This is a genomic window from Pseudomonas sp. rhizo66 (genome assembly GCF_031931925.1).
Taxonomy (GTDB): Bacteria; Pseudomonadota; Gammaproteobacteria; order Pseudomonadales; family Pseudomonadaceae; genus Aquipseudomonas.
The window spans coordinates 116,312-141,550 of sequence record NZ_JAUJWZ010000003.1; the positions used below are offsets into that span (position 1 = coordinate 116,312).

The 25,239-nt window shown below is 59.2% G+C and carries 28 protein-coding genes; 2 read left to right on the top strand and 26 right to left on the bottom strand.

The genetic code is table 11. From position 1 onward, the window contains the following. Nucleotides 1–2: 2 nt before the first annotated feature. The 26 genes from QZR14_RS04840 to QZR14_RS04965 form a co-directional block, all read right to left on the bottom strand. A complete protein-coding gene (locus QZR14_RS04840; RefSeq protein WP_250603163.1) occupies nt 3–1,238 on the bottom strand; it encodes a DNA circularization protein in 1,236 nt (411 codons plus the stop codon). Next, complete coding sequence (locus tag QZR14_RS04845) at nt 1,225–3,210, bottom strand: hypothetical protein (RefSeq protein WP_311996022.1); 1,986 nt, start codon at nt 3,208–3,210, stop codon at nt 1,225–1,227. Before QZR14_RS04845 ends, QZR14_RS04840 begins: the two co-directional genes overlap by 14 nt. A 130-nt stretch (nt 3,211–3,340) precedes the next feature. Further along, nucleotides 3,341–3,637 (bottom strand): phage tail assembly protein, encoded by a 297-nt coding sequence (locus QZR14_RS04850; protein WP_007908778.1) that lies wholly within the window; start codon nt 3,635–3,637, stop codon nt 3,341–3,343. Then, entirely contained in the window at nt 3,634–3,981 is a 348-nt protein-coding gene (locus tag QZR14_RS04855; protein WP_085697365.1) for a phage tail tube protein, read from the bottom strand. The genes QZR14_RS04850 and QZR14_RS04855 overlap by 4 nt, the downstream gene beginning before the upstream one ends. Nucleotides 3,982–4,048: 67 nt before the next feature. Beyond that, nucleotides 4,049–5,545 (bottom strand): phage tail sheath subtilisin-like domain-containing protein, encoded by a 1,497-nt coding sequence (locus tag QZR14_RS04860; protein ID WP_250603159.1) that lies wholly within the window; start codon nt 5,543–5,545, stop codon nt 4,049–4,051. Continuing rightward, the gene (locus QZR14_RS04865) at nt 5,545–5,724 is read right to left on the bottom strand and encodes a DUF2635 domain-containing protein (protein WP_093436496.1); all 180 of its coding nucleotides are present in this window, start codon (nt 5,722–5,724) and stop codon (nt 5,545–5,547) included. Before QZR14_RS04865 ends, QZR14_RS04860 begins: the two co-directional genes overlap by 1 nt. Next, nucleotides 5,721–6,305, bottom strand: coding sequence for a phage tail terminator protein (locus QZR14_RS04870; RefSeq protein ID WP_250603157.1), 585 nt, complete (start codon nt 6,303–6,305; stop codon nt 5,721–5,723). Before QZR14_RS04870 ends, QZR14_RS04865 begins: the two co-directional genes overlap by 4 nt. 140 nt (nt 6,306–6,445) lie before the next feature. Beyond that, nucleotides 6,446–7,477 carry a phage late control D family protein gene (locus QZR14_RS04875; protein WP_250603155.1) on the bottom strand — a complete coding sequence of 344 codons (1,032 nt, stop codon included), beginning with the start codon at nt 7,475–7,477 and terminating at the stop codon, nt 6,446–6,448. 9 nt (nt 7,478–7,486) lie between these two features. Continuing rightward, nucleotides 7,487–7,699, bottom strand: a complete 213-nt coding sequence (locus QZR14_RS04880; RefSeq protein WP_250603153.1) for a tail protein X — start codon at nt 7,697–7,699, stop codon at nt 7,487–7,489. Further along, on the bottom strand, nt 7,692–8,075 hold the full coding sequence (locus tag QZR14_RS04885) for a phage tail protein (RefSeq protein WP_311996023.1): 384 nt from the start codon (nt 8,073–8,075) through the stop codon (nt 7,692–7,694). Before QZR14_RS04885 ends, QZR14_RS04880 begins: the two co-directional genes overlap by 8 nt. Then, the gene (locus tag QZR14_RS04890; RefSeq protein WP_311996024.1) at nt 8,075–10,291 is read right to left on the bottom strand and encodes a phage tail tape measure protein; all 2,217 of its coding nucleotides are present in this window, start codon (nt 10,289–10,291) and stop codon (nt 8,075–8,077) included. The genes QZR14_RS04885 and QZR14_RS04890 overlap by 1 nt, the downstream gene beginning before the upstream one ends. A 129-nt stretch (nt 10,292–10,420) precedes the next feature. Further along, a complete protein-coding gene (locus tag QZR14_RS04895; RefSeq protein WP_250603147.1) occupies nt 10,421–11,002 on the bottom strand; it encodes a phage tail assembly protein in 582 nt (193 codons plus the stop codon). A 172-nt stretch (nt 11,003–11,174) separates the two neighbouring features. After that, entirely contained in the window at nt 11,175–11,681 is a 507-nt protein-coding gene (locus tag QZR14_RS04900) for a phage major tail tube protein (protein ID WP_204895009.1), read from the bottom strand. Continuing rightward, nucleotides 11,681–12,847: a phage tail protein gene (locus tag QZR14_RS04905; protein ID WP_095119266.1), complete on the bottom strand. Its 1,167-nt coding sequence runs from the start codon at nt 12,845–12,847 to the stop codon at nt 11,681–11,683. The genes QZR14_RS04900 and QZR14_RS04905 overlap by 1 nt, the downstream gene beginning before the upstream one ends. Nucleotides 12,848–12,849: 2 nt before the next feature. Further along, nucleotides 12,850–13,035: a hypothetical protein gene (locus QZR14_RS04910; RefSeq protein WP_095050422.1), complete on the bottom strand. Its 186-nt coding sequence runs from the start codon at nt 13,033–13,035 to the stop codon at nt 12,850–12,852. Between the two features lie 96 nt (nt 13,036–13,131). Beyond that, nucleotides 13,132–13,677 (bottom strand): DUF4376 domain-containing protein, encoded by a 546-nt coding sequence (locus tag QZR14_RS04915; RefSeq protein ID WP_311996025.1) that lies wholly within the window; start codon nt 13,675–13,677, stop codon nt 13,132–13,134. A gap of 9 nt (nt 13,678–13,686) precedes the next feature. Continuing rightward, the gene (locus tag QZR14_RS04920; RefSeq protein WP_311996026.1) at nt 13,687–15,534 is read right to left on the bottom strand and encodes a phage tail-collar fiber domain-containing protein; all 1,848 of its coding nucleotides are present in this window, start codon (nt 15,532–15,534) and stop codon (nt 13,687–13,689) included. After that, entirely contained in the window at nt 15,535–16,170 is a 636-nt protein-coding gene (locus QZR14_RS04925) for a phage tail protein I (protein ID WP_160056257.1), read from the bottom strand. Next, nucleotides 16,167–17,162, bottom strand: coding sequence for a baseplate J/gp47 family protein (locus QZR14_RS04930; protein ID WP_311996027.1), 996 nt, complete (start codon nt 17,160–17,162; stop codon nt 16,167–16,169). The genes QZR14_RS04925 and QZR14_RS04930 overlap by 4 nt, the downstream gene beginning before the upstream one ends. Beyond that, complete coding sequence (locus tag QZR14_RS04935) at nt 17,159–17,491, bottom strand: phage baseplate protein (protein WP_250603137.1); 333 nt, start codon at nt 17,489–17,491, stop codon at nt 17,159–17,161. The genes QZR14_RS04930 and QZR14_RS04935 overlap by 4 nt, the downstream gene beginning before the upstream one ends. Nucleotides 17,492–17,505: 14 nt before the next feature. Next, nucleotides 17,506–18,114: a phage baseplate assembly protein V gene (locus tag QZR14_RS04940; RefSeq protein ID WP_250603135.1), complete on the bottom strand. Its 609-nt coding sequence runs from the start codon at nt 18,112–18,114 to the stop codon at nt 17,506–17,508. A 3-nt stretch (nt 18,115–18,117) separates the two neighbouring features. Beyond that, on the bottom strand, nt 18,118–18,639 hold the full coding sequence (locus QZR14_RS04945; protein WP_311996028.1) for a hypothetical protein: 522 nt from the start codon (nt 18,637–18,639) through the stop codon (nt 18,118–18,120). Between the two features lie 70 nt (nt 18,640–18,709). Continuing rightward, entirely contained in the window at nt 18,710–19,048 is a 339-nt protein-coding gene (locus QZR14_RS04950; protein ID WP_250603131.1) for a phage holin family protein, read from the bottom strand. A gap of 108 nt (nt 19,049–19,156) precedes the next feature. Then, a complete protein-coding gene (locus QZR14_RS04955) occupies nt 19,157–19,732 on the bottom strand; it encodes a DUF642 domain-containing protein (protein ID WP_007908819.1) in 576 nt (191 codons plus the stop codon). A gap of 99 nt (nt 19,733–19,831) precedes the next feature. Continuing rightward, complete coding sequence (locus tag QZR14_RS04960; RefSeq protein ID WP_250603129.1) at nt 19,832–20,233, bottom strand: tail fiber assembly protein; 402 nt, start codon at nt 20,231–20,233, stop codon at nt 19,832–19,834. 512 nt (nt 20,234–20,745) lie between these two features. After that, on the bottom strand, nt 20,746–21,480 hold the full coding sequence (locus QZR14_RS04965) for an XRE family transcriptional regulator (RefSeq protein WP_123374600.1): 735 nt from the start codon (nt 21,478–21,480) through the stop codon (nt 20,746–20,748). A 211-nt stretch (nt 21,481–21,691) separates the two neighbouring features. On the opposite strand from QZR14_RS04965, the gene mutS reads away from it, so the two are divergent. Both mutS and fdxA read left to right on the top strand, forming a co-directional pair. Next, a complete protein-coding gene (gene mutS / locus QZR14_RS04970) occupies nt 21,692–24,274 on the top strand; it encodes a DNA mismatch repair protein MutS (RefSeq protein WP_311996029.1) in 2,583 nt (860 codons plus the stop codon). Nucleotides 24,275–24,437: 163 nt separating this feature from the next. Beyond that, nucleotides 24,438–24,761, top strand: a complete 324-nt coding sequence (gene fdxA, locus QZR14_RS04975) for a ferredoxin FdxA (RefSeq protein WP_007908827.1) — start codon at nt 24,438–24,440, stop codon at nt 24,759–24,761. The last annotated feature ends 478 nt before the right edge of the window (nt 24,762–25,239 follow it).

The window sequence follows — 25,239 nt, forward strand, 5'->3', positions numbered from 1 at the left end:
GCTCACTCCCTGGACACTTTCACGTCGTTGGGTGAAAAGCCCGGATGGTTCATCGCGTTGCTCTGAGTCACCTGGGTCACCCGTGTGGCATCGGCAAATTGCTTGTAGGCCACAACCAGCGCCGGCAGGCTTTCCTGGAACGATTTAGTGACCTGTCGCACACCGGATGACGCCACTGCCTTGAGATGCGCAATCAACGCTTCCTTCACGTCGTTGATTGCCTGGTGATGCTTGGGATCGGCTTTGTCCAGCATCGGGTCAATCGCCACCCCGACCGCTTTCTGCAGCGCTTTCATTTCGTCGGTCACCGGTACTTCCTGACGGGTCACCGGTTGATCCGCCTGATGCGCCACCGATGGTGTCGACGTCAGTTTTACCGCCGGGGTCGCCACCGGCATCGACGCGACCCATTGCGCGACTTTGACCAGCATCGTGTCCTGCACCAGATCGGCCATGGCTTGCGCCGCCGCATTGGTGTCCTTGCCCGTGGTGATCTTCGGCGCATCAGCCTTGCGGATCGCTTCGAGTTGTTGGGACACGTCGGCAATCACGCCACGGTAGCCCTCCTTCGCGAACGCCTTGAGTTCTTTGATATCGCCGAGCAGACCTTTGAACTCCGCCGCCACTTCCTTGGGCAACTCCTTGACCGCTTTGACCAGTTCAGTGATTTGCCTGTACTGCTCGATCAGCGGTTTGAGCTGCTCTTTGATCACCTCATAGACACCGGTCAGGCTGTTGCGCAGATTGGCGATGCCGATCCGCGCAGCCTTGATCAACGTCATCGCCTGTTCGAAGCGCGCCACTGCCGAACCCAGCAGCGTGTCGGCCTTGGCCAACAGGACTTTTTGCGTACTGACAGTAGCGGTCGGGAACGGCAGCGGCCGGTCGGGGTAGAACTTCAGACTGAACGTCACCAGCCCGCCGTCCTGGCGGGTGTGGGTCATGTCGCATTCGCCGACCTTGACTTGCAGGCGTCCCAGCCACGGGTGCACCAGCTCGCCACTGCCCTGTTCCAGCGCCTTGAGCAGCTTGTCGCGCTGCTCCAGGCAATCGGCGCCGATGATGAACGCCGTGATGTCGTGAGTCTTGGCCTGCTGGCCCAGATCCTCGAAATACGGCAGGTCGCGTTGCGGGTATTCGTGCAACTGACCTTTGCGACCGACCGGGGTTTTCGCCTGATCGATCCAGAACCCGACACCGCGAAACGATGCCGGCAACAAACGGTCACGCCAGTTCATTGGAACCTCCTGCCGACAACGAGCGATAGCCAATGCGCGAAGACAGCGCCAGGCCCGGTTGATTGGTTTGCGGTTGATCGGTGCGCAGCCCTGCCGGCGCATTTTCGAAGCGCACGGTCAGGCCGCCTTCGAGTTGTGTGCGGTTGTTGATTGCGCTTTGTTGAATCAGTGCGCCAGAGGTTTGTGGCAATGTGCTGCTCATTCCTGGCGCCCCGGCAGGCGCCGCAGCGCTGGTGCCGGTGATTGTGGCGAAGAACCCGGAGACATTGCCGCCGAGCAGTTCTTTGATCTGTCCGAAAATACCTTGGAGTCTTGTCGACATATCACTGAACCAGACGAGAACGGGCTGCCACTTCTGCTGGATAGATTCCAGCGGCGACTGACTGAACAGATCACCCAAGGTTGCTTTCACCGATTGTGCGTCTGTGTTCAGCGTTGCCCACAAACCGGAAAAATATTCCGTGACGCCATTCCATTTCGCTATGACCGTTTCCACGGGAGCGTTGCCGAACAGGTTCTGAAACTCGCTCTTCAATGGCTGGGCACCTGCCCGGAGAACGTCCCACAGCGCTGAAAAAACCGGCGCCAAGGGTTGCCAGGCGCTTTCGACCATAGCGGTCGGAGACCAGGAGAACGTCGACTTGAGTTGCTCCCATCCGCTCGCCGCAATGCTGTGCATGCTGCCAACCGCATCGAAAACCGTGCTTTGCGCGGAACCCCAGGCCCTCGACATATTCGTTGTCAGCGTGCCATCGAACAGCGATGTGATGCTCGACCAACCGTTAGCAACCCTGGTGCTCATATCGTCGATGGCCGTGAAGACCGCGCTTTGTGCGGAATCCCATACGCCTGACATTTTTGCTGTCAGCGTGCCGTCAAACGTCGACTTGACCGATTCCCAACCGGACAGCGTAGCTGCATAGCTACGATTCCAGTAACCGGTGACGGACTCATCGGCCGAGTCCCAGAGTGCGTTCATTTTCTCCAGTGGCGAGGTGTACAACCGGGCCTTGAGGCTTTGCAATCCAGCCGCAGTGCTGGCAGCTGCACTGTCCCAGTAAGCGCCGACAGAGGTGCGAGCCGAATCCCAGGTTTGCTCGATGGACGCGCCGAATGCGTGCAGACGTTCGGACGCTCCCGCCGCAATACGGCTGGCACCTGCGATAGCATCGGCGCGCATCTCTTGCCACTTCAGCGAAGCTGTGGCACGCATCGACTCGAACCGTTGCCTTCCATCCGCAACCATCTCATCCCAGCCTTGGCGCACGTCGTCGATGCCGCGTCGGGTCGCATCGCCAATCGATTGCCAGGTTCGGCTGAAGAAGCCCGAGATCGCCCCCCAGTTATTGGTGATCAGCCGTGCGCCGATCACAATCACGGCCACAGCTGCCGCTATCCCGGCCGCAATCAGGCCAATGGGCGAGGTCAGAATTCCCAGCACCGCGACCAGTCCCATCGCGCCGACCGTGACCACCGTAAACGCCACAGCAGCGGCTGCCAGCCCTTCAACCAGATACGGATTGTTGGCGACGAACTGGCCGATGGACGTCATCACCGGTGTCAGCGCAGTGACGATGCCGTTGACCGCTGGCAACAACGCCTGACCGATTTTCAGCGAGATGTTGTCCAGCGCCTTGTTGAATTTCTCCAGGTTGGCCGAGGTTTCCCCCTGCACCACTTTCGGCACTTTCAGCCCCTTGAGTGCCCTGGCTTTTTTCGCCAACGCATCCTGCGCTTCGATGGCCTTTTTGATGCCGTCCTGAAACGGCTTGAGCAGACCACCTTCGGCAATGAAACCGGCGACGTCCAGCGGCTCAAGGCCGCTGTCTTCCATGCTTTTCTTGAATGCTGCGACCTTGCCGCGCAGCCCCTTCATCTCGGTCTCCATCTTCTCGGCGCCCTTGAGCACCACGAGCATGTTGACCGTGACGGGAAAGTTCTGCGGGATCAGGCTCAAATTTGTATTCGCCATCACTGCACCTGCTGCATCGCATTGATCCGTTGCGCGTGCTCCAGCGATTCGCGGAGCACATCCAGTGGCCTGGCCATCATCTGTTCGGGGTCAACCTTCCAGAACCAGGCCAGGTCATAGGCGACGGCGATCAGGTCGGTGATGGCGCCGACGCCGCACTCATGAAAAAACTCGCAACGGCCCAGCTCAGCGCGTTGAGGTCAGCCAGATCCAACTGGTTGACCGACGACGGTGGAATACCGGCGCACACGGCGATGTACTTGGCCGCCACGTCCATGTCGAGGCTGACTTCTTCGCTCTTGTCGATCTTGTACGGCAGCGCCTTGATCGCTCGCACTTCCTGCACCGTCGGACGGCGCAGGACGAGTTCGGTCAGGGGCTCGCCGTGAGCTTCGATCGCAACTTGAAGCTTCACGGCGCCGCTCATTGCCAGGTCCCCTTGATGCCTTCGAATTTCAGTTCGATGGTGGCGTCATCGCCTTTGGAAACCGGCTCTTCGACCAGGTAGGCACCGGCCAGCACGTAGACTTTGCCGTTGCTGAATTCGCAGGTGACGGTGATGTCGGTGCCTTCGATCAGCTTCTTCAGCGGGAAGTCGGCGGTGTGCAGCGCGGTCACTTTGAACGACGGCGCGACGTCGGTTTCCTTGTAGAAACCCGGTACGACGGTTTCGCGTTTGACGGCCATCAGCGGGGCTTCGCAGCCGCCGTTGATAGTCAGTTGTGCACCGTCGACTTTGACGTAGCAGGTGCCTGCAATCAGTTGACCCATGGTGTTACTCCCTTGAATAAAAAAGCCCACGCGAGGTGGGCTGAATGCTTACGGCCAAATGCGGCGATCAGGCCGCGTCGTCGTATTGCAGACGGAATTGGTTGAGCAGTGCGAACACGCGCAGACCGTTGATGTAATCCGGCGGGAACAGTACGTTCACGCGGCTCGGATCCTGCACGTCGCGCTCGACGATCAGGTGCTCGGCGAACAACTCGGCGTTCTCGACGTGGCCTTCCAGTTCGAGCTTGGCGTACTGCGCGATCAGCTCACCGCGAATGGTCGCAGGTGTCACGATCGGCTGGCCGGCGCCGAAACGGGTGCCGTCGGAGGCCAGTTTGTGGCGCCCGTATTTGCTGGTGATCACGCTTTGCAGACGACGCACGATGAACGCCGACTGGTGCATGGTTTCGCTGTCCAGGTAGGAGTTGTCGGCCTGACCGTAAGCGTTTTTCTGGTAGGTGGTGATCGAGCGCTGGATGCGCACGTAACCGCCTTCGTAGTAGGCAGTGGCGATGCCATAGTTGAGCAGCGACTGACGCTCGGTCAGGGTAAAGCGCTCACTCGCCGGTGCCGGATCAACACCCGGCAGGCTGCCGCTCTGGGTAGGACGGCTAGCGTCGGCGGAGATGAACACCGCAGTGCGCGCAGCCAGTGCTGCAGCTTGTACCCAGAACGGTTGCGGTACGCCTGGCTCCAGCGCCTGAATGGTCATGTGCTGGTCATTACGCGCCTGACCGGCTGCAACCAAAGTGCCGACGGTGCCGCGCTTGGCGCTGTAGACGTGACCGAACAGTTGTTTGGCCCACGACCAGCGACCGGTGCTGTCATCCATGACCGCTTGCCAGGTGTTGAGGGTCGACAGATCCGACCATGGCAGTGCGATGAACTCGAACGGCTCGTCGCCCAGTGCGGCAATCGCCGCCACCTGATCCGGCACGCCGGCACCGCCGGTCATGGCGGTGATCGCAGTGGTCAGGCCGGCCGGGGTTTCTTCGCCGTTGCTCTTGCCCAGTCGATTGAACTGCAGACTGATGTCGTTGCCGCTGTCACCGGTCCACTTGGCACTCAGGGTGACCACGCCTTCAGCCGCGGCCGCGCTCACCGGCAGATCGGCGGTTGCGTTGATTTTCTGCGCCAGTGCAGTGGCCGCTTGTGCGGCAGTAGCACCGTTGACCACGGTGGCTTGCACACGCACGCCGCCGACATACAGATTGAGCACACCGGCCTGAGTGGCAGTGCCGGTCAGGGTCAGCACGCCTTTGGCGATCGCGCCTTCGGTGTTGTGCAGCGGCAGGCACCAGATCTCACCGATCGGGTCAGCCTTGCGGAAGGTCTCGTACATCGAGGCGAGCATCGAACCTTGGCCACCGATGCTCTTGGCCAGCGCAACGCTGGAGACCAAAACCAGTTTGCCGACTTCGGTCGGCGCAATGTTGTCGTTGACCTGAGCGACGATCAAACGACGCAGGGTCGAACTCGCGCTATTGGCGGCCGAGTTGTCCATTTCGGCATAGAACAGCGGTACACGAATGTCCGCAGGGATGTTGCTGAATCCGATCGCCATTATTTGGCTCCCTTTTGTTTGGCTGGTGCGGTTTTGAGGGTGATATCGCCGTCGGCCAGACGTCGGCGCCACCAGGCGCTGTCCAGCACTTCACGGCCTTCGGCCGGCAGCAGATCGCCCGCTTCCGGGTCAGGTACGACGCGGCCAGCGGCCGGCAGTACGGTGATGCGATTGCTCATGGGGTTACGTCTCCAGAGAAAGTCATTTCCACGCGCCCATCGGGGCCCGGGCGTTTCAGGTTGGGGTCGGCCGGATCGATCGCATCGACCCGTACGGTGGCCCCGGTAAAGGACGACAAACCGTCCAGTTCGCGTTCGTGCCAACTCTCCGCAGGCTGACTCGGCAGATTGCGGCCGAGCTGGAACTCGGCAAAAAAGCGCAGCCGGTAGAAGGCGCGGCTGCTGTTGATCGAGACCATTTCGCCGCCGTCGTAAACGATGGCGCTGTAGTCGGAATCGGGCTTGAACCCCACCAGCGCACGCCACAGTTCGGCGCGCAGGTCGTGCAACAGATCCAGCGCTTTTGTGGCATCCGTGGCGTCAAGCACCAGGACGATTTCGAAGCGGTCGCGGATCGGTTGGGTGGTGAGGTTTTGGGAGGTACTGTTGCTGGCCAGATCGGCGATAGGCAGCACGTGGGCCGAAGGTGTTGGCAGATCGGGGTTGCCTTGCAGCAAGGCCAGATCGACACCAACGGCAATGTGGTTGGCAAGGCCAGGGCATTGCGCACGCAGTTGCGTGAGGATCGGGGTGATCTTCATGGTGGTGTTCCAGATTATGAAAATGACCACAGGCCCATGTGGGAGCGAGCCTGCTCGCGAAAGCGGTGTCTCAGTCGCCTTCAATGTTGGATGTTCCGGCCTCTTCGCGAGCAGGCTCGCTCCCACAGGGAGTTGTGTCGTCAGTCTTTGGATTCAGCCTTTGGATCGAGGCCGCTGGCATCGATCAGGCAGCGATAGCTGTTCTCGCGATTGCCACTGGCGGTGACCTTGTCGATCGACCAGCGCCCCCGCATAAAATCCGGCCAGGTTTCATCGAGCAGCAGCAGGCCCTCGGCAGCCAGCCGTGGATCACCAGGACAGGTGATCTTCACCTTGTATTTGTGGCGCAACATCTTGCGCACTTCGCCCTCGCCAACGGCGATGGCATCCGCTTCATTGGGTTGCTTCTGGCGGATGGTCTTGAACGGCGCGAGTCCCGTCTCGACCCAATGCAAAACGCCTGTAACAGCATCGACAAAACAGGTCTTGCAGCCATTGGCCTGTTCGCGGGCGGCCTCTTCCAGCGTGGCGCTGATGAAGGCGTGATCGCCGGGACGATTGTCGTGGGTGACCGACAACGTCACATCCTGCAGTTTCTGCCCCGAGATTGATTTGATCTGACCGGGCCGCGCCAGCACATACGCATCGCCATAAGGTTTGGCGACCAGGTTGTACTTCTTTGCCAGCCGCGTCAGAAAGCCCATGTCAGTTTCATTGGACTGGTCGACGTGGGCGATCTTGATCATCGACACGTCCGCAGCGACACGCGATGAAAAACCGTGCTGCGACACCAGTTTGCTAAACAACTGACCGAGCGTCGTTGGTCCATGACTGGCGGTGCGCCGCTGCTTGAAGCCGGTCTCGTCATCCTTGCTGAAAGGCGCTGCAGTGGCCACCAGGGTCAGGCGAAACGGAAACAGCGTCGGTGTCAGGCGAGTGACTTTGAACTGGCCCTTGTCGACCATTTCTTCCATTTCCAGGTAACCCACCAGCAGGCCGATTTTCCCGCCCAGATTTGGCAGCCCTTCGAGACCTTCCAGATCAATGGTCAGGGTCAGTTGATCCGACTCGATACCGGCGGCATCAATGTGCTCCCAACTGATAAGACGCTGGTTGAGCAGGTCCGCGTTTGCGCCATAAATCTGAACGACCGGGGTAAAACCCAATGCCATACAACCTCCCTAATCCCAGGCCGTGAGCGCTTTGATCGCAGCAGGTTTGTTGTTGAGTTCAGGCAGCACGACCCAGATGCCAGCGGGCAGAACCGGGCCGTGCTCGGCCAGGGTCGGGTTGAGCTTCCACAGGGCTTCTTCAGCGGCATCGTCGCTGCGCCCGGTTTCGCGGTAGAGCAGCAGATTCACCGAATCACCGGCCACGCTTCGAACCTTACGCATTGTTGAACTCCGCCAATTCGATGACCCAATCGACCACCATCGCCGTACCGTCATCGATGATGTAGGTTTGGGTTTCCTGAACGTTGTTGATCCGCCACAGACCCCAGTTGCGACCGATGCCATCGATCAGCGGCAGCGGAATACGCAGCGCCTGCAAGGCGCGCAGTTCATCGAGCCGATCCATGGCCACGGCGTACATCGATTTGCCGGTGATGGTCAGGGTTTCCGTTTTCTGGCCGGTCTGGCTGGATTTCGGTTTGCTGGTGAGGATCTGTATTTCGCTCCAGCCGCCATCGGACTTGCGCAACAACGAGTGGTACGCAAATTGGCGCGACAGGCCGAAGATGAAGCTGCCTAATGCCATTTGTTGTTTCATCAGGCGGCTCCATCGGTCAGGGCTGCGTCACGGCGGGTGGCGAGTGGGTTGTTGGTCAACAGCGGCAGGAACTGGCCGTGGAATTGTCCACTCAGTTGCTGCCCGATGATTGTGCGGATTTGTTCAGCCGTGTCCGGAGCCGGACAGGTGACCTGGATCAACGGTGAAAAGCTCACCTGCTGATTTTGCGTCTGCGCGCTCGGCAGTTCTTTGGCGACGTCTGCCGGCGGGGCGAGTTTGTCGGAGGCCGGTGCCAGTTTTTCACCGAGCCAAGAACCGCCCATGCTGCCCATCGTACTGCCGACGATACCGCCCACCACGCCACCGATGGCCGTGCCGATGACGGGAATGAAACTGCCGATCATCGCGCCGGTAACCGCACCGGCATAACCACCGGCCAGACTGCCACCGGCTGAACCCAGCGCACCGCCGACCAGTTTGTTATCGCCTTCCTCCAACCCCTTCAACACATCGGGAGCCGCAGCGGCCACGGTCAGCAGTGCATTGGTTTTGCTGAATCCCTTGGCCAGAGCTTTGGCGTCGGTGAAACGGCTGCGCAATGTCGGGCGTGGTTGCTCAGGTGCTAGCGGCTCGACAGATGGGGGACTGACGGAGGCTTTGAGTTTGGCCGGGTTTCGGCGTTTTTTGGGCTTGCCGGTTTTTTCGGGTTTGTCAGTTTTTTCAGGCTTGTCGGGTTTGTCGGACTTGTCGGACTTGCCGGTGTCGCCAGCGCTGGCAGGCTGATCCAGAACATCGATAAGAGGACCGGCGCCTGCCGTCGTCAGCAATTTTGTCGCCGCACCGCGAATGACCGAGGTCGTGGCAGCTTTGATTTGCGCGCCCCGGGACAAGGCAATAACGCCACCCAGCGTGAGCAAGGCCGCCGTCGCCCTTGGCTGCTCCTCGGCAAAGCGGGCCATGCCACTGGCGACAGCATCCAGAGAGACCACCACACCATCGAACGCATTGGTGAATGCACCGCCAGCGGCTGTAAACAACCGTGTGACACTCGCGTCCAGCGCATTGACGCGTCCTTGCGAGGTGCCCCCCAATTGCTCAGCGTCTTTGCTGACTGAGCCGGCGTAATCGAGCTTCGACGGGGCTTGCGGATTCGGCGCAGTCAGCAGACCGAACGCCTTGGTCACGTCCTCAGGTTTTTTCAGCAACTTGAGAATGGCGTCGTTGCCACTGAAGAGGGTCTTGGTCAAAGCCTCCTTCTCTTCGGGCTTCTTGTCCTTGAGGGCTTCCATGACCTTGATGATGGTCGCCGACGCATCGGTCTTCATGCCTGTGGCGACTGCCTCCGGCCCCAGTCCATTGCCCAGTGAAGCCCAGGCAGTGCGCTGCTCATCCGTGGCCGTGTCGGCCTTGGCAAGCACCGTCAACAGACTGTTGAGCCCGGCTCCCGCAGCAGACTTGTCAACACCGCTGTTCAAAAACGCTGCGGCCAGTGCCGCGACCTGCTCCGGCGTGAGTCCGCCGGCGACGGCTTTTTCACCAACATTCTGTACAACTGAGCCGATGTCCGCCGATGTCGCGTCCAGCGTGCTGTGCCCCAGATAGTTGGTCGCATCGGCCAGGCTTTGGCTTTTACCGCGATCAAGATTCATCGCTGATTGCCAGGCCAGCATCATCTCGCCGGCTGATTTCACATCAACGCCGAACGCCGAAGCGTTGATCGCCGCATCGCGGGCGAAATCGGTCAAGGCGGCAACTTTAAGCTCGGGTTGAAGGCCTTCACCTACCCCCGATTTGGCCGCAGCCAGTTGCACCTGCAGCAGATCCACGCTGGTGGCGCCACTGGGAGCAACCTGTTTCTCGCTGGCCATCCTCAGGGTTTCTTGTGAAAGCGCCTGAAGTTGATCCTTGTCCAGTTTCAGCACTCGATTGAGTTCAGACAAAGAGGTCTGCTGTGCCATCGTCGCTAGCATGGCTTTGGGGGGGGAGCGCTGCTCGACCTCTGCCTTGAGCTTTGACTTCGGCTCACTGTTTGCAGCAGGGGCTGCCGCCACAACCTTGAATAGCGATTGCTGGCTCACCAACAGTTCGCGCAGCTTGATCTGCTCTTGGGTCAGCAAACGAATGTCCACGCTTGCCAACGCTAGCGTCAGATTCAAATCCTGCAGCGGTTTGCCGAGGTTGTCGGGCAACGAAAATCCGCCCGTTGCATTGCCGCCCTCACCGGCGTACGTGAGCGCATATCTGTTCTCTGCCATTGCCGCTCTACTCCTGTTTTACGCCAAGGCGAGTGATCGCTATGTCGTAGCGGCGCAACGCCTTTTCGGCGTCCCATTCCAGAATCTCCGCTTCACTTACCGGGTAAATGAGCGGGACGATATCGAGGATTACTTCGATGTCGCGTTCCGAAAGTAGGCCGCCGGCTGGTTTAAAAAATCGTCGATGCGCACCTGCAATTGGGTCCAGTCAGGGACGGTCATCTGGGCCAGATCGGGGATCATCAGGCCGGTGCAATGGGCGGTGATGAACTCGGCGCGTTCCTTGGCCGTTTTCAGTTTCTTCATCACTTTGGTGGCGCGCAGTGCAGGCATTTCCAGCGACAGCGAGGTCACAGTGCGGCCGGTCACGGCGAGCGGTTGCAGCAATTGCACCTGATCGGGATCGTCAGACTTTTGCGCGTCTTCGACCTGGTCGAGAAAGTGCGAGGCCGGACGGGTCGACATCTCGTGCACGTACTGGGCGATGGTCACGTAGTCCGGGCGCTTGAGCTGGTCGAGTTCCTTGACCGACAGGCCGGTGGCGAGCAGCGCGAGTTCGAAGAACTGATCGTCTTCATCATCGCCGGCGCGCTCCAGCGCTTCTTTCTGCGCAGCGTAGAACAGCGGTTTGAGCTGGATCGTTTCAATCTGCGAACCGTCGTCGCCGGTGATCGGCGATAGCAGCTCATGCTGGGGTGGCATCCACGACATGAATGAATTCCTTGGTGATTCTTGGGGGTTACTCAATTTCTGCCAGTCACACTGGCCCACTGTGGGAGCGAGCCTGCTCGCGAAAGCGGCGGTTCAGTCACATTGATGTTGCATGTGCCAAAGGCTTCGCGAGCAGGCTCGCTCCCACAGGTTTTTGTGGTGCTGGGAAGGGTTACGGCATCAGCACCGCACGCCGCGCATCACCGAGGATGTCGACGCCGTTGAGCACGAACTTCTGGGTGCGCACGTCGATGTCGATCACCGGGATGCCGTTCTCCAGGCGATTGTAGGTGCGGCAGGACAGCTCCAGATTGGTCTTGGGTTTTTCACCCATTTTCACGGCGGTTTCTTCGAGGGATTTCAGCTTGCCGCCCACGGTGTGATAGGTGAACCAGGTGTTGCCATCCTGATCCTGACCGGCTTCACGAACGTTCAGCAGGATGTCGTCGCCCAGCTTCACACCCAGTGCGAGCATGACTTCGGCGCCGAGGCCTTGCAGGGTCAGCTTGGCGTTGAGCGCTTTGCCGCCCTTGGCCATTTCTTCGACGATGAAGCGGCCGCCACGCATTTCTTCCACGTCGAATTCGATCTTCGGCGGTGTGAATTCCTCAACGGTCGCCGACAATGGCAGGCCTTGCAGGGTGGCCGCGATGGCCTGTCTTACGCGGTTGGTAAACATTAGAGAACGTCCTCCAGGAACTGCTCGATGATTTCATCGCGGGCGTTGAGTTGATAAACCATGTGTTCGTTCGGCGCGTAGCGGCCGTAGTCGATGACCACGTACCAGGTGCCGTTCTTGTACTTTTCGACGCTGTTGAGTTCCGGGTGCAGATACACGCTGCCGCCAGGAATGGTTTCGTCGGCGACCAGGGTTTGCAGCCAGTCGTTGATGCGCTTGACCTCTTGATCCATGAAGGATTTGGTGAGGTTTTTCGCCATGGCTTTCTGACCGGCCTTGACCAGCTTGCGGCTGATCGCATCTTCGAGGCCGACGTAGCTGATGAACTTGCCGGTGATCGAGCGGTTACCCAGCAGCGAGAAGCCGCCGAGCACGGTGCGGGCGTAGTAGCTCACGCCGTAGCGGTTGAGCAGATCGCCTTCGGTGGAGGTGTCGAGAATGTTGTACTCGACGACGCGCGAGACGTCTTCGGCGTAGGTCACCTGATTGCCCGGGCTTTCCCACTGCTTGACCTTGGCCAGCGCAGCAATCGCCAGACTCGACGGCGACAGGAAGACGTTTTTCTTCGCCGCTTTCGAGTACACCGCAGGCATGTTGTGCACCACCAGGCAACGGTCGAAACCAAGGTCGGCGCCGCCCAATTCCTGGCTGTACAGCACTTGATCGGCAACCGAGGCGTCCTTGCCGTCCAGTACCACACGGGCCTTGATGCGCTTGCCGAACGAGGCGAACTCGCCGGCCACCGCTTTGGTGCCGGTGAAGCCCGGCGCGCCGATGATGGTCAGGTCTTCCGGGACACTGCCCAGTGCGGCCAGACCGAGCTTGCGGCCGGTGGTTGGATCAACGCCGCCGATCACTGCGTTAACGGTGTCGGCCGGGGTCGCGCCCGCTTCGACGATCACCACGTAGACCGGCACCTTAACCACTTTGAGGATCTGGTAAACCGCGTGATACAGGGTGCCCTCTTCCGAACCGGTCGGATCGAGCAGCGCGTGGGTGGTGAAGCTGTTGATGCGGAACGGTGCGTTACGCGGAATCAGCGGATCGGCTTTCGGCGCAGTACCGACCAGACCGATAACGTTGTCACCCAGGCCACCCATGGCCTCGGGGGATTCGGTGGCATTGACGGTAATGCCGTTGTGCTCGAAGTTCAGAACCTCAGCCATGTTCAGTCAGCCTTCTTGGCAGCGGCCTTTTTGGCCTGGGTGGAGGGGGTTTTCAGTTCCAGTCGACCGGCGAAGTGCAGGGCACTGGCCTCGACGTCGAGAAGATCAAGGTCTTGACCGACGCTCGACCAGTGCCCACCGCCGGTGGGGAATGGAACGAGCACGGTGTAGGTTTGGCGGGTTGCCATTTTTCGTTTCTCCATAAACGGGAAAGCCCCTCATGGGGAGGGGCTTGGCGGGTGTTGAGTGTTTTATGTATGCAAAAAAGCCGGCAATGCGGGGCGTTATGATTGAGTCGCTTTTTGCAGAGGGCCCGAATTCGGCCAACCTTGCAGGATCATGTCCTCAGAACACTCACCAGACTCAACTGCTGACAACAAAGCTCGTTCACGATCAAAACAATCCTGAACGTAGGTTCGAATCGAGGTTGCCAATGCGATTATTTGGGCAGCCTGCAACTCGACGAAACCTTCAGCAAACTTCCATGCACATTTATAAGTCGGATCAAGCAACGCGGCTACCGCAGCACCGGCGATCAATGCCTGGCCGTCTCGAGTGGTATCAGCGACGAAGCCTTCAAATACGACACCAGATGTTTCCCGGCGAAAGCGCTCTGCAGCAATTAACTTCGCGAAGTCTGGTTTGATTTCAAAAGGAACCTTGGTCAGCGTTCCGTCGATTAGGCACCAATGTCCTGTAAGGTCTGTTGCAGACTGCAGCCAAAGTTCTTCGCTGATGCATATCGCGCCCTCAGGAATGTCGCAAACCCCCTGAATCAGGCGGTCTTTAATGGAGCCTGACTCATCGAACGTCATATATTTTTTAGTCATGTTTTTCCCTTAGCAACCGACTGCGAGCCATCGCGTTGAAGTTCCGGAAGACGAGCGAACCGTAAAGCCGTTCTTGTTCAACGCCCCCATCGCGACGAATCCGACCGACCCGGAACCAGGGGTATAGTCACTGAGCGCGACGGCTGATAACGCGGCATTAGGAAACGTGAGAGGAAAACTAATTGTTTGATCAGTCGTACTGGAGACAATGCTGTACACGCCCCACTGAATAGTGAAACCACCCAGCCAGGACGGAAAAACACAGTAGCCGATGCCACTTTTCTGAAACTGAAAGCCCCACGTCAATTTTTTCGGCGTGACGATAACGCTGTCATCGGCGCCGGTATTGGTCTGCGCTTGGGTCGCTACTTTCGCTGTACCTTGATTAATTTCCGAGGCTTGCTGTGCGAGAACGGCCAACGCGGCGATATCGATGTTTCCCTGATTGACCGGGGCGTTCCAGGCTTTGATGCACCACATGACGGCGACGTTACGCGGGCGGGTTTCAGCCCCACCAGCCGCATTTGTTTGCACATTATTCGACGTTCCATAATCCTGAACGAAGTTGCGAGTAACCGTTCCTGCCGCAAACAAGTCTGTGACTAATTCGTAAACGGTTGTATGAGCGTGCGCTTTTACTTCGTCAGATTGCCAGCTGCCTACTGCGCGCCCGACATCGCTGCCACGTCCATGATCCCAACCGCGCAAAAATTCCCCGCGAGTTTCCGGCAAGCGGAAATTACCGACCCCCTCATTCCCCTTGTTGAACTTGCCACCCAGATAAGCGCTAAGGTCTGGGTAAAGTGCACTGCTCTGAACACTGTTATCCAGCTCCAGAAAACCCGGCGGTGGCGAATTGACCGGGAACGCCACAATCGAACCCACCGGCAACGCTGAGGCCTTGGCAATCAGCGCCTCAACTTCAGCTTTGGTGTACGAATCCTTGATGCCAAACCCGGCCAATGTTTCAGGGTTGGCACCGGCAGTCGCCCGGCCATACTCATCAACCGTCAGACTCTTGTAAGTCCCGGCCGCAATCCCGGTTCGCCCCGCGAGCATCTTGAACGTCAGCGCAGTCGTGCCGAGGGTGATCGGCGCATTGGTGGTCAAATGCCACAGCGAATCACCGTTCGCCGTGCCTTCCTCGACCATGACCGTCAGGCCCGGCGTGACCTTGGCGCTGGTATTGGCATCGGTTGCCCGCACCCAGTCACCATTGGCGACAATCCACAGGCCGTTGTCCTTGGCCAGGGTCTGGTTCGCAACAAGCACGCGGTCGCCAGCAATCACTGCGACACCGTCAATTTGCTGCGCACCACTCAATACGATGTTGCTGGATGCAGCAACACGCACCGACTGCTTGCCATCCAGCTTGCCGAGTTCTTCGGCCAGATAACTCATGACCCAGGCACGGGTGGCTTTAACCACGGTGTCATCAATCAACAACGTCACCAAGGACGCATTGCTGGTCTCGAAAATCGAGCGAATGTAGAACTCTTTACCCGAACCCGACGTGGCCAGCACCGGTTTGAACGACTCCGGATATTTGACGATGGCATAGAGAACGCCGGTGTCAGTCCAAAGCCCCGCTTCCCGCACATACCAACCGCCAACATCCGGCGGGATGGTCACTTCGGCAAGCAGCCAGCTCGGATTCTTCTCGTCCTGGAACAGCGCATTGAGCGGCCCGCGCCAGACTTCGCGTTTCAGCGCAGTGGCAGTCGCAGCCGGGTTGTAGACCGAGCCGCCGCCATCGCCGACAGAAATCTGCGTCAACTTGATCGGCACGCCTGCGGCCTTGCACGCCGTTTCGTAGGCAATCCCTGCGTTGGTGAGCAGGGTGTAATAGTCAGCCATTCAGGCCCCCTGAGGATAAATAGTGGATGTTTCGACGGTGTACATGCCGGCAGCCATGAACGCCTCTCCCGAGGTTTCAAGGCCTTCGATGAACACCGGATAAACCGTGGTCAGTTCGCCGCAGAACGTCGCGGCGCCGATGACGTGATTGCCGAAAGCGCTCAAGCCAACGGAGACCGTCAGCACATCGCGCTCGCTCTTGGCATCCGCCAGACGTCGGTCGAGACGGGCGTCGATTTCTTCGCTGTAGGGCTGGTCGCTGAAGGCTCGTACGGAAAAGCTGTACGGCGCGCCGGGCGGTGTCTGTTCGTACCAGGCGCGGATTTCCGGGCGCAGTTGCAAACCCTTGGCGGCGTTTTCCAGCGCCTTGCGAGTGCCGGCTTGGCGCGCGGTGGGCCAGGCCAGTTCGACGGTCAGGCGTTTTTCCGCTTCCGGGGCGGCAGTGCTCCATTCAGCAACACCGCGATCCGCTGCCAGATACGGCAGAAACGCGACCGGCGTTTCGCTCGGGTTCATCAGTTCGGGGAACGGCGGCGCGATGCGATCAAGCAGTGCGCCGAAGCCCAGATCCAGCCCTCGTTCGAGTGCTGAACTGTTCGCCGGCAGCAGCGTCGGGCGCTGAGTTTTTTCACTCATAGCGTCAGCACCTCGACCTCGACCGCCGTGCAATACGGCGCTTGAAACGCCGTGGTCACGATCGGCGCCAGTGGTTCGAGAATCTGCAGTTGCACGGCACCGGCGCTGTGCAGTGTGTAGTCGATCCAGCTCGGATCGACTCGACCTTCGAGGCGATGACAGCTGTCGGCATAAGCCTGCAATTGCTGTTGCGCGGCGACTTTGGTCAGGCCCGAATCGGGGCCGGAATTGATCTTGGCGACGACACGAATTTTGTAGCGCTGGATGTCGGCAGCCTTGACCGTGACAAGGTCGGTTTCCGGTCGCACATCAGGCCGCGCGAAGTGCTGACGCACGCCCTCAAGCAATGCTGCGGACGGCGTGCCATCGCCTTCGCGGGACAGCACAGTGACCTGCACTTCGCCGGGTGCGGTGCGTCGAGCGTTGCCATCCTTGACCTGCGCGGCGAAACCGTCCGGGTTGAAGGTGTACGTGACGTTCACCACACCCGACTCGGTGGATTCGACCTGCACCGTCGGACGCTCGCCGAGGGTGAAAACTTCGCGGCGATACTGCATCCGCGAACCGGCTGCCGGCGCATGGGGCGCCAGGTAATAACGCAAGCGAGCATCGTCGTCGCTTTCATAAATCGCCGGCACCGGCGGGAATGCCGCCGGGTCGCCCGGATCGAGCAACTGCCGCTCCAGCCCCATGTCGGCCAGCCGCGCATCGAGGTTGCTGCCGGTCGCCCACCACGCCAGCATCTGTTTGATGCGAGCGTTGTATTTGCGCTCATGGGTTTGCAACCGCACACAGAAAGCCTCAAGCGCGAGGGTCAGCAGTTCACTCTCGTTTTCCAGGCTGGTCTTGAGTTTTGCGGCACTGTCCGGCGAGCGCGCACCGACGTATTCGATGACGAAAGTCTTGAACTCGGCGAGCAAGTCTTCAAAGGCTTCAACGGTGATCAGCGCGGGTTCGGCCAATTGGTTCTGGCCGGGGATCAACATGCTCATGTCACGACCTCGAAGGTTTGTTGACGGTTTTTCCAGGTGCCGGCAAAGCGCAGCAGCAGACCTGCGCCCTGACGGCTGGCGACGATCACGCTCGGCTGAAAATCGCTGATCCCGTTCTGTGCGTTGTAGAACGCCTGCGCCGCGTGGCTCTGGGCCAGAAGCAGGACGTCATCGCCGAGGTTCTGCCCCAGCAGCGACGGGATCAGCGAGCCATAAAGGGGCCTTTTTTGCCGGGTGCCCAGCGGCGTGGTCAGGGCCCTGGTCGCGCGCTGCACAAACTGCAGCCAGTCGTCGACCGTGGCCCCGCTGTCTCTATCGATTCCGATCATGGGAAGCTCTTGAATCAGGGGCTGATGACACGGCCCTGGTGATCGACCAACGGGCCGCTGAAGTGCACGCCGGAGGCGTCAATGCTCAAGCCGACTGCCCCCAGTTGCAGAGTGATCAGCTGTGGCGTCAGCACCAGTTGCGCCGGGCCGATGCTCAATTCCAGCGATTCACGAGAACCGTTGAACGTTGCCGGACCGTTTTGCCAATGCAAGGTGTGTGTGGCGTCGTCGTACCCGCTTTCGCTGCCATCCTGATGCACTCGACGGGTCAGCGTCGGGATCGTAGAGGCTGGTGGAAAACGGTCACTGTTCAAACCAAACAACGCCACGCTCTGTGCGCCGCTTTCGCCGCTGCCGTAGTTGAACAGCAAACACTGCTCGCCTACCGTCGGAATCCGCGACTCGCTTTGTGCGCCGGCACTCGGGTTGAAAAACTTGATGGCTGGCGTGAGCAAGCCACCGTGGCTGACCTGACAGGTGTTGCTCGCGGCATCGACGGTCTGGCAAATGCCGATGCGACAAAAGCTTTCGGCGCGACGGTGCAGGTCGTCGATTTCCGCTTCCATCTCGGCCAGGCGTTCGATGATCGGGCCGAGTTGCATGCGCAGTAATGCGTCGAACATCAGTCAGGCCTCCAGCGGAGTGTATTGGTCCGGATCGTCGATGTTGCTGACTTCCCAGGTGCGAGCGAATTTCGGCGTGCCCAGCGGATCGTCGAGCAAGGTCGGGCCGAGGTAGAGGGTCTGGTTGAACGTCAGGGTCCAGGCCTTGTATTGCTGATCGCCACGGATGAGCAATGACGGCAAGCCATCGATATTCATCGGCAGATCGCATTGATCGCCAGGCAGGTTCCAGCGGTTATCGGTGATCAGGTTTTTCAGCACCGCGATCAGATCGCACGCTGCAAATGCGCTGGCGGCAAGGGCCGGGATGACTTGCAGGGACACCGTCATGACATGAGCAATTCGCCCATCAGCGGCGCGCACTCCCGGTCCATTGCGGTCGAAGTTGATCAACGCCCAGGCATGGTCCCCCGGCGCAGTGAAATCATCGTGATTACCGACGTTGAGGTTGAGCCCGGCAGTGTTGCGCAGCGTCGTCGCGATGGCGGTGAACAGCTGCGACGGCTGCTGGATCGGTGTGGGCATACATGACCTCCTTTTCAATCGTCCACGCGCAGCCCTGCCGCCAAAATGGCGGCACGGAGAAGTACTAAGGTTAAGGGTGGTCGCGAGGGGGGATTTCGCAGACGCCGATGCGCTTGGCCGCCCAGCGTTCATACAGACCGATAGCGACGTCGGCGCCGGCCATTGCGGTGAGGCAACCGAAGGCGCCGGCGGCCCAGATCGACATGCCGGCGGCATACAGCAGCATGATCGCCGACACGCCGCAGATCATGCAGGCGCCCGAGCGCAGGGCCAGGCGCCGCAGCAATGACCAGCCGCGAGCGCCCTCCTTGTCGGCGCGCCACATTTCGCCGGACACCCCGCCCACTACGGCAAGGAGGATGACCAGCCAGATCGGCATGTCGGCCAGGGCTTGTTGCTCATTTGTCATGTCACGCCTCCGGGGTAGCGTTGAGGAAACAAGAAATTGTGAGCAGACCCGATGCATTGAGGTCATTTCTCACGTTTGAGTAAAACCAGCGCTCCCCGTCTACAGGCGTTACAAACGCTCGACAATGACGTCATCAATAAAGGCAAAGTTGGCGTACGGGTTCTGCTCGTTGGAAAACGCCAGCGTTGTCTGCGGCGTGGTTGCGGTGAAATCGTAGGTCAGGGTGGCCCATTCAACTGCAACGCCTTTGGCGGTCGGCGTGTTGAAGGTCGCGGTTTGTCCTGCCACTTTCATCTGGATGACGCCGTCGCCCGAGCGGCTGGCAAACCGCGAATTGCCCGCACTGAAGGTCACTCGGTATTTGGCGCCGACAGTCGTTGCAAAGTTTTGCTGTATTCCACCGCCGTTGCCGTACACGTAGTTGGCCAAGTCAACGATCATCACGCCATCTGCTGCAACGGAGCCGCCAATCGCATTGGGCATATTGAAATATTCGGCACCAGACAGAAATGTCGTCCAGCCTGTGATGGCGTTGGCTTTTGCGGGAGTGTCCAGAATGCAGCCTGCCCCGCAGGTTGATTGCTCGAAACTGCCGTTCACCAACAGATTGGCAGCCAGTGCGTGGGTACCTGTGCCGAGCAGTACAAAAGTCGTGAAAAGCGCAGCGATTTTATTGTTCAACATGGTTTGTTTTTCATCCCTGATAAATTTCGGAATTGGTTGTGGTCTTCTGGCTCAAGGAACCAGGCACGATGGGTCTGCTTTCACAGCAGACTTGATGCGTCAGTAAGGAGCGACCGGCCACATGATGTTTGCCGGATAACCCGACTGTTTATCGATGTCGCTGAGAGCGATGCAGTACTGTTTGTGAGCCAGCAGCCGGGCCTGCTCTTCTGCCGTGGCCATGGCCAGGTCAACCTTGAACTGCAACGAGTTCATCAACAGCCAGTTGGCGGCCGCATTCAGCAGTTGCCATTTCTGCTGTTCGGCTTCATTTCGCAGGTCTTCCTCGGTCGGTGGAGAAAAGGTCCAGATTCCGTTGAATGTAGCTCCCCACCCCACTCGAACATCCGAGCCGGTGACATCAACCCAGACGGAGGCTGGCGAAGCCGGTGCTTCAGGAGCGATTTCGCTCTCTTTCAGTTGGACCACTCTGTTGTATTCGACCAGTGCATACAGACTCATGTGCATTCCTCGATGTGTGTTTTTTCAATGCATGTCGTGTTTGATCAGGCAGGCATTCCAAAAAGCCCGGCGCTTGCACGCCGGGCTTTTCAGTAATGCGCTCCTTCGCCTTCCTTCAAATCCTGTATCCATGAAGGAAGCTGACTTTTCGGCGCTACTGGCGCGGTACGAGTCCATTCAAATTGTTTTTCCGACCGCGGTCCCTGCCCGCCGGATAACTGCTTCTGGTGCTTTACGCTGCACACCCGGGTCAGTTGCCAACCCTCTGAACCGTTGAGGCCGGTTCATCGCTGCCTGTTCTTGTGGAACTAAAGAGCTTGTTGCCAGCCGCTTTGTCGAGCGGCTTGGTGGCAAGAATATGCATTTATGCATATACAGTCAATGCGCAAATGCATTTATTTATGCATGAGAAATGCACGGGCGCATGAAATCCCCGCAACTCAAGGGGTTGGCGGTTTCCTCAAGGCGAAAAAAAACCCGCCGATGGGCGGGTTTATCTGAAGAGGTTCGGGTTAGCGGGCGTACATGCCCCACCAGAAAACATGACCGAGGATGACGATCTGCTCTTCCTGAATCTCCTGGAAGCTATAGTCCTCGTCCGGATGTTCATCGCGATTGAAGCTGCGCAGACGAATGCCGGTCGGCAAGCGGTAAAGCTGCTTTACGCGTAACTGGCCGTTGTGATTGATCGCGTACAGGTCGCCATCGATGATGTCGCCGATGCCGCACTTGCCCGCATTGACGCCGACGGTGGCACCATCACGCAACACCGGCAACATGCTGTTGCCGCGCACTGTCACGCATTTTGCCTGGTCGAACTGCACACCGTTATGGCGCAGGCTGCGCTTGCCGAAGCGCAGGCTAGAGCGTTCGCTCTCTTCGATGACGAATCTTCCTGATCCAGCAGCCAATTCAACCTCGCGAAGGAACGGCACCGATACTTCGTCATCATCGACCGGCGTATCGTCGTCCCACAGCATTATGTCCTTGAGTTCCGCATGTACGTCATCACGCACGGCACCGGCCGACGGCGCGACATCCGCGCGCCCGCGCAACTGATCGGTGCTCACGGCGAAGTACTCGGCGATCTTCGAGATATGTTTATCCGAGGGATCGACGATCTTCCCGCTGAGAATCCGCGAGAGAGTGGATTGAGGCACGCCGGTGCGACGGTGGAGCTCCGTGGGGGAGATCCCGTGCTGGTCGAGCAGTGCTCTTAAGACGGAGGCTACGTTGCGTTTTTGCATAACGCGCATAGTGCTTGAAGTTATTCGCGAAGACAAATGCTGATTTGCATAAATCATGCATAAACACACTTTTCGATGAACAAACCCGTCACCCGGCCGCGATGCCTGCGTCCGACAGACTGCCCATGGTAACCTTGCGCCCATCGCGGAAAAGCCCGGCTGATGCCCCTGCTTTTGCCCTACATCTTTTAACGAGTTGCCTGACAATCCGATGAATAAAGCCGTCTCCGACCTGTCCTCCCACACCCCGATGATGCAGCAATACTGGCGCTTGAAGAATCAGCACCCGGATCAGCTGATGTTCTACCGCATGGGCGACTTCTACGAGATCTTCTACGAAGACGCGAAGAAGGCGGCCAAGTTGCTCGACATCACCCTGACCGCGCGCGGGCAGTCGGCTGGGCAGGCGATTCCGATGTGCGGGATTCCGTATCACGCGGCGGAAGGCTATCTGGCGAAACTGGTCAAGCTTGGCGAGTCGGTGGTGATCTGCGAGCAGGTCGGCGATCCGGCCACCAGCAAGGGCCCGGTGGAACGTCAGGTGGTGCGCATCATCACCCCGGGCACGGTCAGTGACGAGGCGTTGCTGGATGAACGTCGCGACAACCTGATCGCGGCGGTGTTGGGTGACGAACGTCTGTTCGGTCTGGCGGTGCTCGACATCACCAGCGGCAATTTCACCGTGCTGGAGATCAAGGGCTGGGAAAACCTGCTGGCGGAACTGGAGCGGGTCAACCCGGTTGAGCTGTTGATCCCGGATGACTGGCCGAAAGACCTGCCGGCGGAAAAACGCCGTGGCGTGCGCCGTCGTGCGCCATGGGATTTCGAGCGCGACTCGGCGCTGAAAAGCCTCTGCCAGCAATTCTCGACCCAGGACCTGAAAGGCTTCGGGTGCGAAACCCTGACCCTGGCCATCGGCGCCGCAGGCTGCCTGCTGGCCTACGCCAAGGAAACCCAGCGCACTGCCCTGCCCCACTTGCGCAGCCTGCGTCACGAACGCCTGGATGACACGGTGGTGCTGGACGGTGCGAGCCGTCGCAACCTCGAACTCGACACCAACCTTGCCGGTGGTCGCGACAACACCCTGCAATCCGTCGTCGATCGCTGCCAGACCGCGATGGGCAGTCGCCTGCTGACCCGGTGGCTGAATCGCCCGCTGCGCGATCTGACCGTACTGCTGGCGCGTCAGACCTCGATCACGTGCCTGCTCGACGGCTACCGTTTCGAAAAACTGCAACCGCAGCTCAAGGAAATCGGCGACATCGAGCGGATTCTCGCGCGGATCGGCCTGCGCAATGCGCGGCCCCGTGACCTCGCCCGCCTGCGCGATGCCCTTGGCGCTCTGCCGCAATTGCAAGTGGCGATGACCGATCTCGAAGCGCCGCACCTGCAGAGTCTGGCGACGACCACCAGCACCTACCCCGAACTGGCAGCACTGCTGGAAAAAGCCATCATCGACAACCCGCCCGCAGTGATCCGTGACGGCGGCGTGTTGAAAACCGGTTACGACAGCGAACTCGACGAGCTGCAATCGCTGAGCGAAAACGCCGGTCAATTCCTGATCGATCTCGAAGCGCGCGAGAAAGCGCGTACCGGCCTGGCCAACCTGAAAGTCGGTTACAACCGCATCCACGGCTACTTTATCGAGTTGCCGAGCAAGCAGGCCGAATCGGCGCCGGCGGATTACATCCGGCGTCAGACGCTGAAAGGCGCCGAGCGATTCATCACGCCGGAACTGAAAGAGTTCGAAGACAAGGCTCTGTCGGCCAAGAGCCGCGCTCTGGCTCGCGAGAAGATGCTGTACGAGGCACTGCTGGAAGACCTGATCAGCCAGTTGCCACCGTTGCAGGACACTGCCGGCGCGCTGGCCGAACTGGACGTATTGAGCAACCTCGCCGAGCGTGCATTGAACCTCGACCTGAACTGCCCGCGTTTCGTCAGCGAACCGTGCATGCGCATCACCCAGGGTCGTCACCCGGTGGTCGAGCAAGTACTCACCACACCGTTCGTGGCCAACGACCTGAGCCTGGACGACAACACGCGCATGCTGGTGATCACTGGCCCGAACATGGGCGGTAAATCCACCTACATGCGCCAAACCGCATTGATCGTGCTGCTCGCGCACATCGGCAGCTTCGTGCCGGCGGCCAGTTGCGAACTGTCGCTGGTCGACCGCATCTTCACGCGGATCGGCTCCAGCGATGACTTGGCCGGTGGCCGTTCGACCTTCATGGTCGAGATGAGCGAAACAGCCAACATCCTCCATAACGCTACCGAGCGCAGCCTGGTGTTGATGGACGAAGTCGGTCGCGGCACCAGCACCTTCGATGGTCTGTCGCTGGCGTGGGCAGCCGCCGAGCGCCTGGCTCATTTACGCGCCTATACTTTGTTCGCGACGCACTACTTCGAACTGACCGTGTTGCCGGAAGCCGAGCCATTGGTGGCCAACGTCCACCTCAACGCCACCGAGCACAACGAACGCATCGTGTTCCTGCACCACGTGCTGCCGGGACCGGCCAGCCAGAGTTATGGCTTGGCAGTGGCGCAACTGGCCGGAGTGCCAAGCGAAGTGATCCTGCGTGCCCGCGAGCACCTGAGCCGACTGGAAGACACTGCATTGCCGCATGAAGCACCCAAGCCTGCCGCCAAAGGCAAACCGGCCGCGCCGCAGCAAAGCGACATGTTCGCCAGCCTGCCGCACCCGGTGCTCGATGAGCTGGCAAAACTGGATCTTGATGATCTGACGCCGCGTCGTGCTCTCGAAATGCTCTATGCACTGAAGAACCGGATATAAGCACTGAAGAAGCGGATATAACGCAAACGGCTTCAAGCTGTTAGAATCTCGCGCGGTTTGGGATGCTGCTGGCTAATAGCCTGGCCAGCAGGCATCGCTCCCGAACCTGGCGACCCCAACCGTGAAGGGGCTACGCTGCCGCCGCCTGAGGAGAAAATTAGAAATGACCTTCGTCGTCACCGACAACTGCATCAAGTGCAAGTACACCGACTGCGTAGAAGTCTGTCCGGTGGACTGCTTTTACGAAGGCCCGAATTTCCTGGTGATTCACCCGGACGAGTGCATCGACTGCGCCCTGTGCGAACCGGAATGCCCGGCTGTAGCCATCTTCTCCGAGGACGAAGTTCCGGAAGAGATGCAGGAGTTCATTCAACTCAATGTTGAGCTGGCTGAAATCTGGCCGAACATCACCGAGAAGAAAGAATCGCTGCCGGACGCCGAAGAGTGGGATGGCGTCAAAGGCAAGATCAAAGACCTCGAACGCTGATCTGTCGCGCGCTCGAAACAAAAGGCCCCTTGTGGGCCTTTTTGCTTTTCCATGTATTGCTTTTCTGCGGGCAAAAAAAAGGGGCGGTATGACCCGCCCACATTTTTTCCCTATTCCCTGTATTCCTTTTCATCGTCCTGATGAATCGCGTCCTGCGATGTCCGTTCCCCTCTTCCTTGAAGGGCGTGTCTGTCCGTCGACACAACCCAGATACTAGAGAGTTCCCTGACAAGAGCAATCGACCATGGCGGACTGAAAACCCTGTAATAAGCACTTCATATAAAAAAATAAACTTATAAATCATATGGTTAGCCATAGCCCCAAGAAGGAATCGACGTCTGCCGGCCTGTAAAAATAGGGAAGACTTACGACAGAGTAAGACAAGGCTTACACCGCAAGACTACAAACGATGGAAATGTCGACCGTATGTCTGGTGATGAGCAGCACGGCGAGGCAGCGTGCCCCACTGGACTGCGCA